19 protein-coding genes are annotated in these 15,846 nt (G+C 70.5%); 7 read left to right on the top strand and 12 right to left on the bottom strand.

Annotation, left to right across the window (positions count from 1 at the left end):
- Window positions 1–316: hypothetical protein (locus P409_RS40305; RefSeq protein WP_202964618.1), on the bottom strand; the 316-nt coding region annotated here is incomplete at its 3' end.
- Between the two features lie 121 nt (window positions 317–437).
- On the opposite strand from P409_RS40305, the gene P409_RS40300 reads away from it, so the two are divergent.
- From P409_RS40300 to P409_RS09970, 3 genes are all read left to right on the top strand, one after another.
- On the top strand, window positions 438–704 hold the full coding sequence (locus tag P409_RS40300) for a DbpA RNA binding domain-containing protein (RefSeq protein WP_052120305.1): 267 nt from the start codon (window positions 438–440) through the stop codon (window positions 702–704).
- Window positions 705–795: 91 nt separating this feature from the next.
- Complete coding sequence (locus tag P409_RS09975) at window positions 796–1,545, top strand: HAD family hydrolase (protein WP_034834945.1); 750 nt, start codon at window positions 796–798, stop codon at window positions 1,543–1,545.
- A gap of 92 nt (window positions 1,546–1,637) precedes the next feature.
- Window positions 1,638–2,111: a VOC family protein gene (locus P409_RS09970; RefSeq protein ID WP_034834943.1), complete on the top strand. Its 474-nt coding sequence runs from the start codon at window positions 1,638–1,640 to the stop codon at window positions 2,109–2,111.
- A gap of 7 nt (window positions 2,112–2,118) precedes the next feature.
- On the opposite strand, the gene P409_RS09965 is transcribed toward P409_RS09970, so the two are convergent.
- The 3 genes from P409_RS09965 to P409_RS09955 are packed head-to-tail and all read right to left on the bottom strand — an operon-like array spanning window position 2,119 to window position 2,812.
- Window positions 2,119–2,322, bottom strand: coding sequence for a hypothetical protein (locus P409_RS09965; protein ID WP_034834939.1), 204 nt, complete (start codon window positions 2,320–2,322; stop codon window positions 2,119–2,121).
- Window positions 2,319–2,546, bottom strand: a complete 228-nt coding sequence (locus tag P409_RS09960) for a hypothetical protein (RefSeq protein WP_034834937.1) — start codon at window positions 2,544–2,546, stop codon at window positions 2,319–2,321. Before P409_RS09960 ends, P409_RS09965 begins: the two co-directional genes overlap by 4 nt.
- A gap of 32 nt (window positions 2,547–2,578) precedes the next feature.
- Window positions 2,579–2,812: a hypothetical protein gene (locus P409_RS09955; RefSeq protein WP_034834934.1), complete on the bottom strand. Its 234-nt coding sequence runs from the start codon at window positions 2,810–2,812 to the stop codon at window positions 2,579–2,581.
- Between the two features lie 82 nt (window positions 2,813–2,894).
- On the opposite strand from P409_RS09955, the gene P409_RS09950 reads away from it, so the two are divergent.
- The 3 genes from P409_RS09950 (at window position 2,895) to P409_RS09940 (ending at window position 5,864) form a co-directional block, all read left to right on the top strand.
- Window positions 2,895–3,500, top strand: a complete 606-nt coding sequence (locus P409_RS09950; RefSeq protein WP_034834958.1) for a LexA family transcriptional regulator — start codon at window positions 2,895–2,897, stop codon at window positions 3,498–3,500.
- Between the two features lie 229 nt (window positions 3,501–3,729).
- A complete protein-coding gene (gene hydA, locus P409_RS09945) occupies window positions 3,730–5,193 on the top strand; it encodes a dihydropyrimidinase (protein WP_034834933.1) in 1,464 nt (487 codons plus the stop codon).
- Complete coding sequence (locus P409_RS09940; RefSeq protein ID WP_034834931.1) at window positions 5,190–5,864, top strand: O-methyltransferase; 675 nt, start codon at window positions 5,190–5,192, stop codon at window positions 5,862–5,864. Before hydA ends, P409_RS09940 begins: the two co-directional genes overlap by 4 nt.
- A 72-nt stretch (window positions 5,865–5,936) precedes the next feature.
- On the opposite strand, the gene P409_RS09935 is transcribed toward P409_RS09940, so the two are convergent.
- From P409_RS09935 to P409_RS09925, 3 genes are all read right to left on the bottom strand, one after another.
- Window positions 5,937–7,376 carry an efflux transporter outer membrane subunit gene (locus tag P409_RS09935; protein ID WP_052120301.1) on the bottom strand — a complete coding sequence of 480 codons (1,440 nt, stop codon included), beginning with the start codon at window positions 7,374–7,376 and terminating at the stop codon, window positions 5,937–5,939.
- Window positions 7,377–7,378: 2 nt separating this feature from the next.
- Window positions 7,379–9,307: a MacB family efflux pump subunit gene (locus tag P409_RS09930; protein ID WP_034834953.1), complete on the bottom strand. Its 1,929-nt coding sequence runs from the start codon at window positions 9,305–9,307 to the stop codon at window positions 7,379–7,381.
- A gap of 83 nt (window positions 9,308–9,390) precedes the next feature.
- Window positions 9,391–10,650 carry an efflux RND transporter periplasmic adaptor subunit gene (locus P409_RS09925; RefSeq protein ID WP_081991398.1) on the bottom strand — a complete coding sequence of 420 codons (1,260 nt, stop codon included), beginning with the start codon at window positions 10,648–10,650 and terminating at the stop codon, window positions 9,391–9,393.
- 172 nt (window positions 10,651–10,822) lie between these two features.
- On the opposite strand from P409_RS09925, the gene P409_RS09920 reads away from it, so the two are divergent.
- Window positions 10,823–11,143 (top strand): hypothetical protein, encoded by a 321-nt coding sequence (locus tag P409_RS09920; protein WP_052120300.1) that lies wholly within the window; start codon window positions 10,823–10,825, stop codon window positions 11,141–11,143.
- Between the two features lie 2 nt (window positions 11,144–11,145).
- Here the strand turns inward: P409_RS09920 and P409_RS09915 are convergent, their stop codons facing one another.
- The 5 genes from P409_RS09915 to P409_RS09895 all read right to left on the bottom strand — a co-directional run.
- Entirely contained in the window at window positions 11,146–11,619 is a 474-nt protein-coding gene (locus tag P409_RS09915) for a DUF192 domain-containing protein (protein WP_034834928.1), read from the bottom strand.
- Window positions 11,620–11,635: 16 nt separating this feature from the next.
- The gene (locus P409_RS09910) at window positions 11,636–12,742 is read right to left on the bottom strand and encodes an acetoin utilization protein AcuC (RefSeq protein ID WP_034834927.1); all 1,107 of its coding nucleotides are present in this window, start codon (window positions 12,740–12,742) and stop codon (window positions 11,636–11,638) included.
- A 7-nt stretch (window positions 12,743–12,749) separates the two neighbouring features.
- Window positions 12,750–13,709 (bottom strand): protein translocase subunit SecF, encoded by a 960-nt coding sequence (gene secF / locus P409_RS09905; RefSeq protein ID WP_034834926.1) that lies wholly within the window; start codon window positions 13,707–13,709, stop codon window positions 12,750–12,752.
- Window positions 13,709–15,322 carry a protein translocase subunit SecD gene (gene secD / locus P409_RS09900; RefSeq protein ID WP_034834925.1) on the bottom strand — a complete coding sequence of 538 codons (1,614 nt, stop codon included), beginning with the start codon at window positions 15,320–15,322 and terminating at the stop codon, window positions 13,709–13,711. Before secD ends, secF begins: the two co-directional genes overlap by 1 nt.
- A 112-nt stretch (window positions 15,323–15,434) precedes the next feature.
- Window positions 15,435–15,846, bottom strand: a 412-nt coding sequence (locus tag P409_RS09895; protein ID WP_034834924.1) for a dihydrofolate reductase family protein, incomplete at its 5' end; no start/stop codon positions are given.

Raw genomic sequence — 15,846 nt, 5'->3', positions numbered from 1 at the left:
CGAGCTGCCGCGCGACAGCGAGGTGCTGCTGCATCGCAGCGGCCGCACCGGCCGGGCCGGCCGCAAGGGCGTCTGCGTCATGTTGGTGCCCTACAACCGCCGCTACCAGGCCGAACGCCTGCTCGGCGCGGCGCGGGTCGAGGCGACATGGTCGCCCCCGCCGGCGGCGGACGAGATCCGCGCCCGCGACCAAGCGCGGCTGGCCGAGGAGACGATCCTGGCCGAGCCGGCGACTGAGGAGGATCTTGCCGGCGCCCGCGCCCTGCTGGCCGAGCGCAGCGCCGAAGACCTCGCCGTTGCCCTGGTCCGCCTGCATCGCAGCCTCCTTCCCGCGCCGGAGGAGCTGTCGCCGCCGCCGGAGCGGCCCGCCGTCGCCGAGCGGCGCCCGCCCCGTACAGACCGGGAGGGCGGTGGCGACTCGGTCTGGTTCCGGCTGAATGTCGGCCGCGCCAACAACGCCGATCCGCGCTGGCTGCTGCCCTTCCTGTCGCCGCCGCGGCCACGTCACCAAGGCCGAGATCGGCCGGATCGAGATCGCCGAGCGGCAGAGCCGGGTCGAGATCGCCCGGCACGCCGCCGGCCGCTTCGCCTCCTCGATTCGCCGGCCGGATGCGCAGGACCGGCACATCCGGATCGAGGAGGATCGCGCCCACCGCCCCTCCCCCCGGAACGCCGCGCCGCGGGCGAAGCCGCCGCGGCATTGACCGTCCGGGCGGCCGGCTGCCCGCCGGCACGCTTGCGCCGGACGATGAGCCCGGCGCAAATGCGGTGTCCTCCGCAGACCGACGGCCACAGATGCTGCTGCCCCGCGCGATCCTGTTCGACCTCGACGAGACCCTGATCTCCGCCTATGGCCGGCCGGAGGCCGCGTGGCTTGCCGTCTCCGCCGAGTTCTCCGAAGCGCTGGCCCCATGGTCCTCGGCCGAGATCGCCGCGGCGGTCGCCGCCTTCGCCCGCGGCTTCTGGGCGGATGCGGAGCGGCATCGGATCTGGCGCCAGCAAATCGGCGAGGCCCGGCGGGTGATCGTGACCGGAGCGTTCGAAACCCTCGCCGCCGCGGGCCGGCCGGTGCCCGCCCCCAATATCCTCCATCGCCTCGCCGACCGCTTCACCGCCTATCGCGACGAGCAGATGCGCCTGTTCCCCGACGCCCATGCGGTGATCGACGGCTTCCGGGCGCGCGGTGTCCGGCTGGCGCTGGTCACCAACGGATCGGCCGAGATCCAGCGCGCCAAGATCACGCGCTTCGACCTTGCCCACCGGTTCGACCACATCCAGATCGAGGGCGAGCACGGCTTCGGCAAGCCGGAGGAACGGGCCTATCGGCATGCGCTGCAGGCGCTCGGCGTCGCCCCCGCGGACGCCTGGATGGTGGGCGACAACCTGGAATGGGAGGTATCGGCACCTCAGCGCCTGGGCATCCACGCGATCTGGGTCGATGGAACCGGCGACGGACTGCCCGCCGGCTCGGCGATCCGGCCGGACCGCATCATCCGCGCCGTGGCGGAGCTGCTTCTCGAGACGCCGGCCGGCACCGCCGCCTGACGCCGCCCACCCTGCCCGTCCCGGCGTGCATCCTGTATGATCGCCGGCAGTGCGCGACCGAACGCGCCGTGACCCACCCCAGGGAGGAGGCCATGACCGCTCAGGTGAAGCCGATTCCGGACGGCTACCCGACCATCACCCCGTATCTCATCGTCCGCGGCGCCGCCGCGGCGATCGATTTCTATCGCACCGCCTTCGGCGCCGTGGAGCGGCTGCGCATGGATACGCCCGGCGGCACCATCGGTCATGCCGAGCTGCTGATCGGCGACGGCCTGGTGATGCTGGCCGACGAGATGCCGGAGATGGGCTGGTCCAGCCCGGCCGCGATCGGCGGCACGCCGGTGTCGCTGCATCTCTATGTCGAGGATGTCGATGCGGTGGTGGAGCGGGCCCTGGCCGCCGGCGCCACCCTGTCCCGACCGGTCGCCGACCAGTTCTACGGTGACCGGCTGGGCACGGTGGTCGACCCCTTCGGCCATGTCTGGAGCCTCTCCACCCATATCGAGGACATCTCTCCGGAGGAGATTCGGCGGCGGGCCGAGGTGCTGTTCGGCGGCAAGGCGTAGAGCCCGGTCACGGTTCCCTGTTCCGCTTGCCGTAGAGCCGGTCCGCCTCGTTCACGATCGCCTGCCGGATCCAGTCGTCCTCGACCTCCTCCGGCCGGATGACCACGACACCCTGCCCATGCCACGCCGCGGCCCGCATCCGGCGCAGCTGCTCGATCTCCGTCGGCGGGCGCGGCTGGCGGCGCGACAGGCTGCTGCGCGGCTCGCTCATCGCAGCCACCTCATCACCTCGGAGGCGCGGCCTCCGGCGACCCGGAGAGCCGGCCCGCCGCTGCGCAGGGCCAGTGCGGCGGCGATCACCGCCTGCAGCCGGCGGCTGTGCTCGACCAGCACGACCAGGTCGTCGACCAGCTGCGCCAGCGCTTCGGCCGGCAGCGCCGCGACGGCCGCGACCGGCATGCCCTCGATCTGGTCGAGGGTCGGCAAGGTGCTCATGAGGATCTCCCTATCCGGATGGTTTGCGGAGGTCACGGCTGCTTCTCCTCCGGGATGTGCAGCCGGACCAGCAGGTCGTAATCGACGCCGGCGATGCCGCGCCGGGCGGCTGCGGCGACGAAGCGGGGCCAGTAGCGCACCGGGACCGACCGGCGCACCCGCATCATCCGCAGATGCTGCGGCGACACGCCGAGATCGGCGGAGAGATGGCCCTGCCTCGGCCAGCGGGTGAACAGGTCGTCGAAGCTCGTGATGATCGTGTCCATGTCCTGACGATACGTTTCGTATTCAGTTAATGCAATACGAAATGAATTGTGATCATGTTACAAAACGTGCTAAATGCCCGGCATGCTGGAACCGCATCAACGCTTGGGGCTGGCGCGGACCAAGGCCGGGTACGAGACCGCGGCCGACGCCGCCCGCGCCTTCGGCTGGAGCCCGATCACCTATCGCGCCCATGAATCCGGGCTGCGCGGCCTGCGCCGCGACGCCGCCGGGCGCTATGCCGCCGCCTTCGGCGTCTCCGAGGCCTGGCTCCTGACCGGCGAGGGCGCGCCGGCGGGGCTGCGCTCGACGGTGCCCGTGGTCGGCCATGTCGGCGCCGGGGCCGAGATCCACATGTTCGAGGGTGACCAGTCGACCGAGCGGATCGACGAGGCGGATGCCCCGCCGGCGGCCGACGAGCACACCGTCGCCGTCATCGTTCGCGGCGATTCGATGGCCCCCGCCTTCCGCGACCGCGACATCATCTACTATCGCAACGTCCAGGCCGACCCGGACCAACTGATCGGTCGGGAATGCGTGATCCGCCTGGCCGATGGCCGGACCTTCGTGAAGATCCTGATGCGCGGCAGCGCCGCCGGCCTGTTCACCCTGTTCAGCTACAACGCCCCGCTGATCTCCGATGTCGCGATCGAATGGGCGGTGCCGGTGAAGTGGGTCATGCGCGACTAGCGGTGAGATACGATACGTATTGACTCAGAAAAGAAAGATACGTAACGTATTCATCGGCTCTGTCATGGGCCGCTTTCCTCCCTGACCTCGCCGGGGTCGCAAGGCCCCGGTCTCTTTCCGGACCGCCGGCCTGACCAAACGGTCAGGATCGGCCTTGCCTCGCCCCGCGATCCGTCCCACTCTGCCCGGCAACAGGGACAAGGCACGCGACAAGAGGAGAGCACCGGCCATGGCGATCGCACTCAAGGGCGGCACGGTGGTGAACGCCGACCGCAGCTTCCGCGCCGATGTGATCTGCGATGACGGCAGGATCGTCGCCGTCGGCCCCGACCTTGCGGCCCCGACCGGCGCCCGGGTGATCGACGCTTCGGGCAGCTACCTGATGCCGGGCGGCATCGATCCGCACACCCATATGCAGTTCCCGTTCATGGGCACGGTGGCGGCCGACGACTACTACACCGGCACCGCCGCGGCGCTGTCCGGCGGCACCACCATGATCATCGACTTCTGCATCCCCGGGCCGCAGCAGAGCCTGCTGGACGGCTATCGCCAATGGCGCGAATGGGGCGAGAAGGCCGTCTCCGACTGGTCGCTGCACGTCGCCATCACCTGGTGGTCCGACCAGGTGCGGGAGGAGATGGGCACGCTGGTGGCCGAGCACGGCGTCAACAGCTTCAAGCACTTCATGGCGTACAAGAACGCGCTGATGGTCGATGACGACGTGCTGATGCACAGCTTCACCCGCTGCCGCGAGCTCGGCGCCCTGCCGATGGTTCATGCCGAGAACGGCGACATCGTCTGGCTCCTGCAGAAGACGCTGCTGGAGGCCGGCATCACCGGGCCGGAGGGCCATGCCCTGTCGCGCCCGCCGGAGGTGGAGGGCGAGGCCGCCAACCGCGCCATCATGATCGCCGGCGCCGCCGGGGTGCCGCTCTACGTCGTCCACACCTCCTGCCGCGAGGCGCATGAGGCGATCGCCCGGGCGCGCGCCAACGGCCAGCGGGTGTATGGCGAGCCGCTGATCCAGCACCTGACCCTCGATGAAAGCGAGTACTGCAACAAGGACTGGGCCTATGCCGCGGCCCGGGTGATGAGCCCGCCCTTCCGCTCGAAGGACCACCAGAAGTCGCTGTGGGACGGGTTGACCTCCGGCAGCCTGCAGGTCGTCGCCACCGACCATTGCGCCTTCAAGACCGAGCAGAAGCGGATGGGGATCGACGACTTCACCATGATCCCGAACGGCACCGGCGGCGTCGAGGACCGCATGGCGGTGCTGTGGACCCATGGCGTCAACACCGGCCGGCTGACCCCGAGCGAGTTCGTCGCCGCCACCTCGGCCAACGCCGCGAAGATCTTCAACATCTACCCGCAGAAAGGCGTGATCGCGCCGGGCGCCGATGCCGACCTGGTGATCTGGGATCCGGCGGCGACCAAGACCATCAGCGCCGCCACCCAGCATTCGAACATCGAGGTCAATGTGTTCGAGGGCATGGAGGTGCGCGGCCTGCCGGTCATCACCTTGAGCCAGGGCAAGGTAGTGTGGGAGAACAGGGAGCTGAAGGTGCAGCGCGGCGAAGGCCGCTTCGTGCCGCGCCCCGGCACCGCCCCGGTGTTCGAGGCGATGAAGATCCGCAACGAGCTGCGGCGGCCGGTGCCGGTGCAGCGCGACCCCAGCGTGCATGTGACGCCATGAGCATCGGCCTGAACGACGCGCTGCAGCGCTACCTCCTCGACGCCTCGCTGCGGGAGCCGGAGATCCTGTCCCGGCTGCGGCAGGAGACGCGGCGGGCCGCGGCCGACAGGGCCGGGATGCAGATCACGCCGGAGCAGGGCCAGTTCATGGCCCTGCTGGCGCGGCTGATCGGCGCCCGCCGGCTGATCGAGATCGGCACCTTCACCGGCTACAGCGCGCTGGCGGTGATGCTGGCGCTGCCGCCGGAGGCGCGCCTCTTGTGCTGCGACGTCAGCGCCGAATGGACGTCGATCGCCCGGCGAACCTGGGACGAGGTCGGCGTCGGCGACCGGATCGAGCTGCGCCTGCAGCCGGCCCTCGACACGCTCGAGGAGCTGGTGCGCGCGGACTGGGCCGGCACGGTCGACATGATCTTCGTCGACGCCGACAAGGACAATTATCCGGCCTATGTCGAGGCGGCGATCGGCCTCCTCCGCCCCGGCGGGCTGCTGCTGGTCGACAACGCGCTGTGGAGCGGCCGCGTGGCCGACCCGGCCGACCGCACCGCTGGCACCGAGGCGATCCGCCGGGTCAACGCCATGCTGCGCGACGATCCACGGGTCGATTTCTCGCTGATCCCGATCGGCGACGGCGTCGCCTTGGCACGGAAGCGGGAGCCGGGAGAGGGCTGAGACCCCTCCCCTACAGGTCCCCCGGCCGACAGCTTGCGCACCACCTCGGTCTGGCGGCGGGTATCGGTCTTGCTAGCTGCCGACGGCGGCCTTGATCGATCCGGCCGTCCAGCCGCCGCCCAGCGCCTTGTAGAGGGCGACCGCGGCCTGCAGCCGGTCCGACTTGGCCTGCACCAGCTGGTCGCGGGCGGAGAAGTAGCTCTGCTGCGCGTTCAGCACCGTCAGCAGGTCGACCGCGCCCGCCGTGTACTGCGCCTCGGACAGGCGGAACGCCTCGCGCGCCTGGGCCACCACCTCCTGCTGCGCCTGATAGGCCAGGGCGGTCTGCCGGGTGGCGATCAGCGCGTTCTCGACATCGCCGAAGGCGGCCAGCACGGTCTTCACATAGGTCTGGCCCAGCTCCTGGTACTGCGCCTCGGACAGCTGGACCTGGCCGCGCAGCGCCCCGCCCTCGAAGATCGGCTGGGTCAGCCCGGCCGCGAGGCTGTAGAGCGTGCTGGCGGAGTTGAACAGGGTGCCGAGCGCGGCGCTCTGGAACCCGCCCGATCCGGTCAGCTGGATCGAGGGGAACAGCGCGGCCTTCGCCTCCTTCACGTTGAACCGGGCCGCGGCCAGCTGGGCGTCGGCGTTCTGAATGTCCGGCCGGCGGTCGAGCAGCGATGACGGCAGCCCGGCGCCGATGGTGGGCACATCCAGCTCGTCGAGCGGCTGGCGGCCGAGCGACAGCCGCTCCGGCGGCTCGCCCAGCAGCAGCGCCAGGGCCGTCTCCGACTGCTGGCGCTGCTGCTCCAGCGGCGGGATCGCGGCCTTCTGCTGCGCCACCACCGTGCGCTGCTGCGCCACGTTGAGGGCGGAGGCGGCGCCCGCCTGCTCCTGCGCCAGCACGATGTTCAGCACCTGCTGGGCGTTGGCCAGGTTGTCCTTGGCGATCGCCAGTCGGTCCTGGAACTCCAGGATCTGCATATAGGTCGTGGCCGTGCTGGCGGTCACGGTCAGGGCCACGGTGTCGCGGTCGTAGCGGCTGGCCAGCGCCGAGGCCTGCGCCGATTGCAGCGCCGACCGGTTCCTGCCCCAGAGGTCGATCTCGTAGCTGGCCGAGAGCTGGGCCGAGAACTGGTCGCTGACCGTCCGGCTTGTCGTCGAGGCGCCGAACCCGCTGACGGTGCGCTCGGGCGACACCGAATGCGAGGCATTGCCATCGGCGCCGATGCTGGGCAGCAGCGGCGCGCCGGCGATCCGCGCCTGGGCATCGGCCTGCAGCACCCGGGCGGCGGCGGCGCCGATGTCCTGGTTGTTGCGCTGGGCGGTCTGGATCAGCCGGTCGAGCTGCGGCGAGCCGAAGGCCCGCCACCAGGTGGTGTCCGGCCAGGAGGTGCCGGCCGGCCCCTCGGCCTTCCAGCCGCCGGGAATGTCGAGAGCGGGCTTGTCGTCCTCGGGCCCCGCGCAGCCGGCGAGGATGGTGACGGCGACAATCGCCGCGAGGGAACGGGAGAAGCGGGTCGGACGCGGCATGGTCACTCGGCAGAGAGGGCGACGACGGGGTCGAGGGTGGCGGCCTTGCGTGCCGGCATGTAGCCGAAGATCAGGCCGGTGAGGAAGGCGCAACCGAAGGCCAGCAGCACCGGCCCGGGCGAGAACTGGATCGGCGTGCCCAGCGCCTGCAGCGCCGCGGCCACCGCGAGCCCGCCGGCGACGCCGATGGCGCCGCCGATCGCCGAGACCACCACGGATTCGGTGATGAACTGCTGCAGGATGTCCCGCATCCGGGCGCCGGTCGCCATCCGCACTCCGATCTCGCGCGTCCGTTCGGTGACGCTGACCAGCATGATGTTCATCACCCCGATGCCGCCGACCAGCAGCGAGATGGCGGCGACCGAGCCGAGCAGGATGGTCAGCGTGTTCTGCGTCGCCGACACGGTCTCGATCAGCGAGGACATGTTGCGGATCTGCACGTCCTGGCGGCGGTGCCGTGCCTCGAGCAGATCCTGCACGTCGGCCTGGGTCTCGTTGATCCGCGCCACATCCTCGACCTGCACCGTGATCGAGCGGACGAAGCGCTTGCCGAACACCCTCAGGCTGCCGGTCGACAGCGGCATGAAGGCGATGTCATCCTGGTCGGCGCCATAGGGTGTGGCACCCTTCGCCGCCATCAGCCCGATCACCTGGAACGGGATGTTGTTGACCAGGACATAGCGCCCCAGCGGGTCGACGCCTTCTGGGAACAGGATCCGGGCCACGGTCTGGCCCAGCACGATGACCGGGGCGTAGCCGGCGTGGTCCGCGGCCGAGACGAAGCTGCCGCGCTCGACCGGCCAGCTGCGGGCCTTGATGAAGTCCGGCGTCGTCGCATCGGCCTGCGTCGAGTAGTCGGTATTGCCGTGGCGCAGGGTGACCGTGCCGGTCAGCTCCGGCACCGCGGCGGCGACATTGGGCAGCCCGGCCAGCGCCTTGGCGTCCTCGGGCACCAGCGTCGCGATCACGCCGTCGGCCGTTCGGTTGTTGCTCTGCGCCGGCCGGATCAGCAGCAGGTCGGTGCCCATGGCGGAGATGCGGTCGACCACCGACCGCTTCGCCCCGTCGCCGATCGCCAGCATGGCGATCACGGCGCCGACGCCGATGACGATGCCCAGCAGCGTCAGGATGGTGCGGAACATGTTGGCGCGCAACGCCCGCAGCGCCATCTTCACCGCCTCCGCCATGTCGGCCACGCCCAGCGTGCCGGCGTCACCACCCTGGGTCACATCGGCCCCGGCCGAGGCTACGGCCGGCGCGCGCGGGCCGCTGTCGCCGACGATGCGGCCGTCGCGGATCTCGATCAGCCGGTGCGCATGCTCCGCCACCGCCCGGTCATGGGTGATCAGGATGACGGTGCGGCCGGCATCGCTCATCCGCTGCAGCAGCGCCATCACCTCCGTGCCGCTGCGGCTGTCCAGCGCGCCGGTCGGCTCGTCGGCCAGGATCACCCGACCGCCATTCATCAGCGCCCTGGCGATCGAGACGCGCTGCTGCTGGCCGCCCGACAGCTGGTTCGGCCGGTGGTCTGTGCGATCGGCCAGGCCCAGCGAGGCCAGCAGCTGCTCCGCCCGCTCCCGCCGCTCGGCGGCGGCGATGCCGGCATAGATCGCCGGCACCTCGACATTCTCGGCCGCGGTGGCCGACGGAATCAGGTTGTAGCTCTGGAAGATGAAGCCGAAGGTCTCGCGCCGCAGATGGGCCAGGGCGTCCCGGTCCAGCGTCGCCACATCGGTGCCTTCGACCGTGTAGGTGCCGGTGGTCGGCCGGTCGAGGCAGCCGAGGATGTTCATCAGCGTCGACTTGCCGGAACCGGAGGTGCCCATGATGGCGACGAACTCGCCGGCATGGATGTCCAGCGAGATGCCGTGCAGCACCTCCACCGCCAGGTCGCCGTTGACATAGGTCTTGGTGACGTCGCGCAGCGACATCAGCGGCCGTGCGGAGGCCAGGCCGGACGTCGTTGCCGGTGTCCGGTCACCGGTTTGCGCCGGCTGGGGCTCGCGGATATCCATCAGACCCTCGGGCGCCGGGCCTGGCCGGGAGCCGCGTCGGCGCCCTGCCGGCGGGAGCCGGTGATCACCTGCTCGCCGGGCTCGAGCCCGCTCAGGATCTCCGCCTGCGCCCGGTTGGTGACGCCGACGGTCACGGTGCGGGTCTCGACCGACCCGCTCGGCTTCAGCACGCGCACCGTGGCCCGCCCCGGCGCGGCCGAGGAGGTGCCGGGCGACAGGCCCGACAGCGCCGCGACGGGCACCAGCAGCGTGTCCTGGGCCGCGGCCGAGACGAAGAACACCTGCGCCGTCATCTGCGTCATCAGCGCGCCGTCCTGGTTCGGCACGTCGAACAAGGCGTTGTAGAGCACGACATTGTTGACCACCTCCGGCGTCGGCTGGATCTGCCGCAGCGCGCCGTACCAGCGCTTGTCGGGCATGCCGAGCGTGGTGAAATAGGCGGTCATGCCCAGCCGCAGCCGGCTGACATCGGCCTCCGACACCTGCGCCTCGACGGTCATGGTCGTCAGATCGGCGACCTGGACGATGATCGGCGCCGACTGGTTGGCGTTCAGGGTCTGGCCCCTGCGCGCCGATTGCGACACCACCGTGCCGTCGATCGGCGCGTAGATCTTGGTGTAGCCGAGATTGGCCTCGTCGCCCTTCAGGGTCGACTGGATCTGCCGGGTCTGGGCATCGATCGCGTCCAGCTGGGCCTGGGCCGCGGTCAGCGCCGCCTCGGCCACCTGGACCGCGTCGTCGCTGGTGGCGCGCGATGCCTTCAGGCTGCGCTGCCGCTCCGCCTGCCGGCGGGCCAGCAGCAGCTGCCCCTCCTTCTCCGCCCGCTGGGCGGCGAGGTTGGCGAGCTGGGCCCGGTCGGCCTCCACCCGCGACTGGTAGACGGTGGGATCGATCTCGGCCAGCAGGTCGCCGGCCTTCACCCGGTCGCCGATCGCGACATGCAGCGTCCGCAGCTGGCCGGAGACCTGGGTGCCGACATCGACATAGCTGACCGGCTGCAGCGTGCCGAGGGCCGTGATCGCGTCCTCGATGTCGCCGCGCTCGGCCGTGGCGGTAAGCCAGAGCTGATCCGGCGCCACCGCCCGGCCCCAGCGATACCAGGCGCCGCCGGCCGCGGCGAGGCCGAGGACCAGCAGCGCCAGGAGCAGGACGCGGCGCCGGCGGGAGGGCCTGGCGCGCCCCGCCTTGGCCGACCCCGGCGAGGACGGCGATACCGTCTCCCGCAGCCTCGGCTCGATCTCAGTCCTGGTGTCCGGCATTCCCCCTCGGCCCGCAATCGTGTCGCCCCTTCACGGTCCGGCTGGCGAATTCCGGCGCGGGGCCGGCTGTCGTATGGCTGGTCTGGCCGAGGCAAGCCCATTATACCGGTTTCCAGGCCTCCCGGCCCCAGACTCCGATACGGCTTTCTCCGACACGGCATTCGAGGCAGGCATGGCCCGTGCGGCCGCCATCGCGTTCTTCGGCATTCTCCTGGCGGCCCGGGCCGAGGCCGCGCCAGCCTCCTGCGGGCCGCGCGACGTGGTGGTCGACTATCTGGCGCGCAGCTTCCAGGAGATGCCGGCCGGCGCCGGCACCGCCAACAGCGGCGGCCGGGTCGAGCTGTTCACCGCGCCGAAGGGGCGGAGCTGGACCCTGCTCTACACCGGACCGGACGGGCAGACCTGCATGATCGCGGCCGGCCGCGGCTGGGCCCCGCCCCTCCCCGGCCTGCCCACGCCCGGCCCGGACGACGAAACCGTCAAGCCGCGCTGATCTCAGCTCTTCGTTGCGGCGATCAGAGGATGGACCACCCGGTCGCCCGGCTTGATGTCGAGGAAGCGGGCGATGCCGCCGTTCAGCTCCAGCACCGCCTTGGCCGGCCCCTCCGAGGTGCGCGGATCCAGGGTCTGCGGCGCCGCCTTCTCGACGATGTTGGCGATGGTGCCGTCGGCGCGGATGAAGATCATGTCCAGCGGGATCAGCGTGTTCTTCATCCAGAAGGCCTGCGGCTCCGACCGGTCGAACACGAACAGCATGCCGGCGTCGGGGGCCATCTTCTCGCGGAACATCAGGCCGCGCTCCTGCTGCGCCGGCGTCAGCGCCAGCTCGACCGTGAAGTGGAAGCTCTTGCCCGCCGCGGTCTCGATGGTGAGGTCGCTGTCCTTCGACGGGGCGGCTGGCGCCTCCTGCGCCCGGGCGGGGCCGATGGTGAGGAGAACCAGGGCGAAAGCGGCGAGCAGCGTCTTCATCGGTCGTCCCATCTCCTCACGGCGCCATGGCGGCGCGGATCACGTCCCGGACCTCGGCCCGAACCGGGCCCGGCCGCGGCGCATCGTCCATCCGGTCGAACCAGACGGGCTCGGGCGGGGTGCCGCGGCGGCGCGACCAGGACAGACCGGCCAGCACCGCGTGGGATTCCGCCGTCAGCGGCGCCGCCGGGTCGAGGCCGTTCAACACCGCCCAGACCCCGGCCCAGCAGCGCCCGACGGTCCAGGGATTGTAGCCCCCGCCGCCGAGCACCAGGAGGCGCGGCGCGACATCGCGCACGGCCGCCACCACGTCCCACAGGGCACGGTTGGACAGCGACAGGCGGCTCAGCGGATCGTCATGCAGCGCGTCGGCGCCGCATTGCAGCACCACGATCTGCGGCCGGAAGGCCTCGACCAGGGGCAGCAGCGCCTGGTCGCGCACCGCCGCCATCTCGTCGTCGTTCAGCTCGCGCGGCATCGGCAGGTTGCGGGCGTTGCCGCCGCCGCGGTCCTCGACCGTTCCGGTGAAGGGCCAGCGCTTCGCCTCGTGCACCGACACGGTCAGCACCCGGGCGTCGCCGGCGAAGGCGTCCTGCACCCCGTCGCCGTGATGCGCGTCGACATCGAGATAGGCGATGCGGTCGACGCCCTGGTCCAGCAGCGACAGGATCGCCAGCACCGGGTCGTTGAAGTAGCAGAAGCCGGAGGCGCGGTCGGGCCGGCCGTGATGCAGCCCGCCGGCCGGGCTGTAGACCACCGCCCCTTCGGCCGCGAGGCCGGCGCCGAGCAGCGAGGAGCCGCACGCCGTGGCCGGCCGGCGGAACACCTCGCCGAAGATCGGGTTCTCGACCCCGCCGAGATTGTGCCGCTCACGACGCGCCGGATCGAGATCCTGGTCGCGCTCGGCGTCCTGCACCGCCGCGACATAGTCGGGGTGGTGGAACCGGATCAGGGCCGCGGTCTTCGCCAGCGGGCCGACACGGTACTGGCCGTCGGCCAGCCAGCCCTGGGCCCGGATCAGGTCGAGGGCGGTCGACACCCGCGGGATGGCCAGCGGGTGCTTCGGCCCGTAGCTGGAATGCCGGTAGACCTCGCTGCCGATCAGGATCGGCCGCGTCGCCATCGCCGGATCAGGCCCCCTTGCTCGCCGGCTTGCCATCCGCCGGGGTCGCCGGCGGCGCCTTCTTGCGGAACAGCTTGTCCTCGCCGAGGAACAGCAGGATCGGCGCGGCGATGAAGATCGAGGAGGTGGTGGCGACCACGACGCCGATCAGGATGACGATGGCGAATTGCTGCAGCGCCTCGCCGCTCCAGATCGCCAGCGGCAGGCAGGCCAGGAAGGTGGCCAGCGAGGTGCCGATGGTGCGGTTCAGCGTCTGGTTGATCGACAGGTCGATCAGCTGCCGCAGCGGCATGGCCTTGTACAGGCGCAGATTCTCGCGCACGCGGTCATAGACCACGACCTTGTCGTTGACCGAATAGCCGAGGACGGTCAGCAGCGCCGCGATCGAGGTCAGGTTGAACTCGAAGCCCGAGACCACATAGATCCCGACCATCTTGGTGACGTCGAGGATCATGGTGACCACGGCGCCGACGCCGAACTGCCACTCGAAGCGGAACCAGATGTAGAACAGCATGGCGACGAGGGCGAGGCCCAGCGCCAGCATGCCGTTCGTGAACAATTCGCCCGACACCGTGCCGCCGACGGAATCGCTGGCGCCGACGACGACGCCGGGCACCTTGTCGATCAGCGTCTGCTTGATCGTCTCATACGCCTTCTGCTGCAGCTGGTCGGTCGGCTGCGCCTCCATCCGCACCAGCACGTCGTTCGGCGAACCGAACTGCTGCAGCTGGGCCTGGCCGAAGCCGAGATCGTCGATGTCCGCCCGCAGCACGGTAAAGTCGGCCGGCTGCGGCGTGGTGATCTGGAAGGTGATGCCGCCCTTGAAATCGACGCCGTAGTTCAGCCCCGGATAGAAGAACAGAATCACCGACGCAGTGCTGAGGAAGGCGGAGGTGACGAGGCCGAGGATACGGCCCCGCATGAATTGGATCTTGGTGTCGTCCGGAACGAGGCGGAGCCAGAACATCACGCTTTCCTCAAGACGGGCAGGACGGTGGGGCGCTTGCGGCGGATCCAGCTGACCATCATGAACCGCACCAGCACGATGGCGGTGAACATCGAGGTCAGGATACCGATCGAGGTGGTGACGGCGAAGCCGCGCACCGGGCCCGTGCTCAGCGTGTACAGGATCGCCATCTTGATCAGCGAGGTGATGTTGGCGTCGAAGATCGTGCTGAAGGCACGGCTGAAGCCCGCATCCATCGCCGAGAACGGCGACCGTCCCCGTTTCGTCTCCTCGTACAATCGTTCGTTGATCAGGATGTTGGCGTCGACCGACATGCCAAGGGTCAGGAGCATGCCGGCGATGCCGGGCAGGGTCAGCGTCGCCTCGAGCAGCGACAGGATGCCGACCGTCAGCACCAGGTTCATGATCAGGGCGACATTGGCGAACAGGCCGAACAGCCCATAGGCCAGGACCATGTAGGTGACGACCAGGGCGAAGCCGACCGCGACGGCGATGATGCCCGCCTGGATGGCGTCGGCGCCGAGGTCGGGACCGACCGTCCGCTCCTCGATGATGGTCAGCGGCGCCGGCAGCGCGCCGGCGCGCAGCAGCACGGCTAGGTCGTTGGCGCTCTGGGCCGTGAAGTTGCCGCTGATCTGGCCGCGGCCGCCCAGGATCGGCTCGTTGATGTTCGGATAGGTGATGACCTTGTCGTCAAGCACGATGGCGAAGGGCTTGTTGACATTGGCCTGGGTGACCTGGCCGAAGCGGCGGGCGCCGGCGCTGTCGAACTCGAAGTTCACGATCCACTGGCCGGTCTGCGGGTTGGTGCCGGCGCGGGCGTCGATCAGATTGGCGCCGTCGACCTCGATGCGCTTGCGCACCGCGATCGAGGTGCGCTCGCCCGGCCGCGGATTCTCGATCGGCAGCACCTCGGTGTCCGGAGGCACCGGCTGGCCCGGCTGGTAGTCGAGATTGACCAGGTGGAAGGTCATCTTCGCCGTCTGGCCCAGCAGGCGGCGGATGCGATCGGGGTTCTGCTCGCCCGGCAGCTGCAGCAGGATGCGGCTCGACCCCTGGCGCGAGATCAGCGGCTCACGCGTGCCGCTCTCGTCGACGCGGCGGCGGACGATCTCGATCGACTGCTCGACCGCCCGGGCCTCGCGGTCGCGCAAGCCCACCTCGGTCAGGGTCAGGCTGGCCTTGCCGTCGCCGCCGACGCTGATGTCGAGGTCGCGCTGGCCGCCGGCCAGCGGGTCGACGGCGCCGGTCGCCAGGTTCTCGGCGAGCAGCGTGCGCACCCGGTCGCCCTGGCCGGGGTCGGCCAGGGTGAAGGTGACCGAATGGTCCTTCACCGCCAGGTCGCTGTAGGTGATGTTCTCACGCCGCAGCAGGCTGCGGATCGAATCCTGGATGTTGGAGAGGCGGCCGTCGATCACCGCCTGCATGTCGACCTCCAGCAGGAGGTACGAGCCGCCCCGCAGGTCGAGGCCGAGATTCATCTGGCGGGCCGGCACCCAGGAGGGCAGCGCGTCGAGCGTGCTGCGCGGCAGGATGTTCGGCAGGCTCAGGATCACGCCGAGGAGGCACACCACCAGGATGGTGACCTTCTTCCACGGGGCGAAATACATCATCGACGGCAAGCTCTCAAAATTCGGTCGGTTCGGGCTGGCCCGGCCGAGGCGTCACAGATCCGGACCGGCAAGCCGGACCGCAGGGCGCGCACGGTACAATGCGCGCGCCGGTTTAGCCATGGCGAAGTGGTGAGCCCGCGGCACCGGCGTCGACAAGCCGCGCCAGATGCGTCGCCACGGCCGGCGAGGCGTACTCCGCCAGCAGGTCCGGGCCGAGCGCGGCGGTGGCGATCGGCCGCCAGTCCCGCGTTGCCGCGGCGCTGCCCGGGAAGGCGATGCGGTTGCGTTCGCCGCCGCCGATTGCGGGTGCGATGAAGACATGGGCCAGGTCGACGCGCCCGGCCTCCAGCAGCAGGCCGAGCAGGCGGGGCCCGCCTTCGACCATGACCGAGCCGACCGGCCGGCCGAGCCGCGCCACGGCGGCCGGGCCGGCCAGGACGTCGAACAGGGCCTCGACCGGCGACCCGTCCGGCAGTGCCAGCATGGAGGCCGAGGGCGGCAGCAGGGCCTCGAGCGCTGCGGCC

It is taken from the genome of Inquilinus limosus MP06 (assembly GCF_000767795.1).
In the GTDB taxonomy this organism is placed as follows: domain Bacteria; phylum Pseudomonadota; class Alphaproteobacteria; order DSM-16000; family Inquilinaceae; genus Inquilinus; species Inquilinus limosus_E.
Note: the sequence above shows the minus strand (reverse complement) of the source record. Positions and strands in the feature narration are given on the sequence as shown.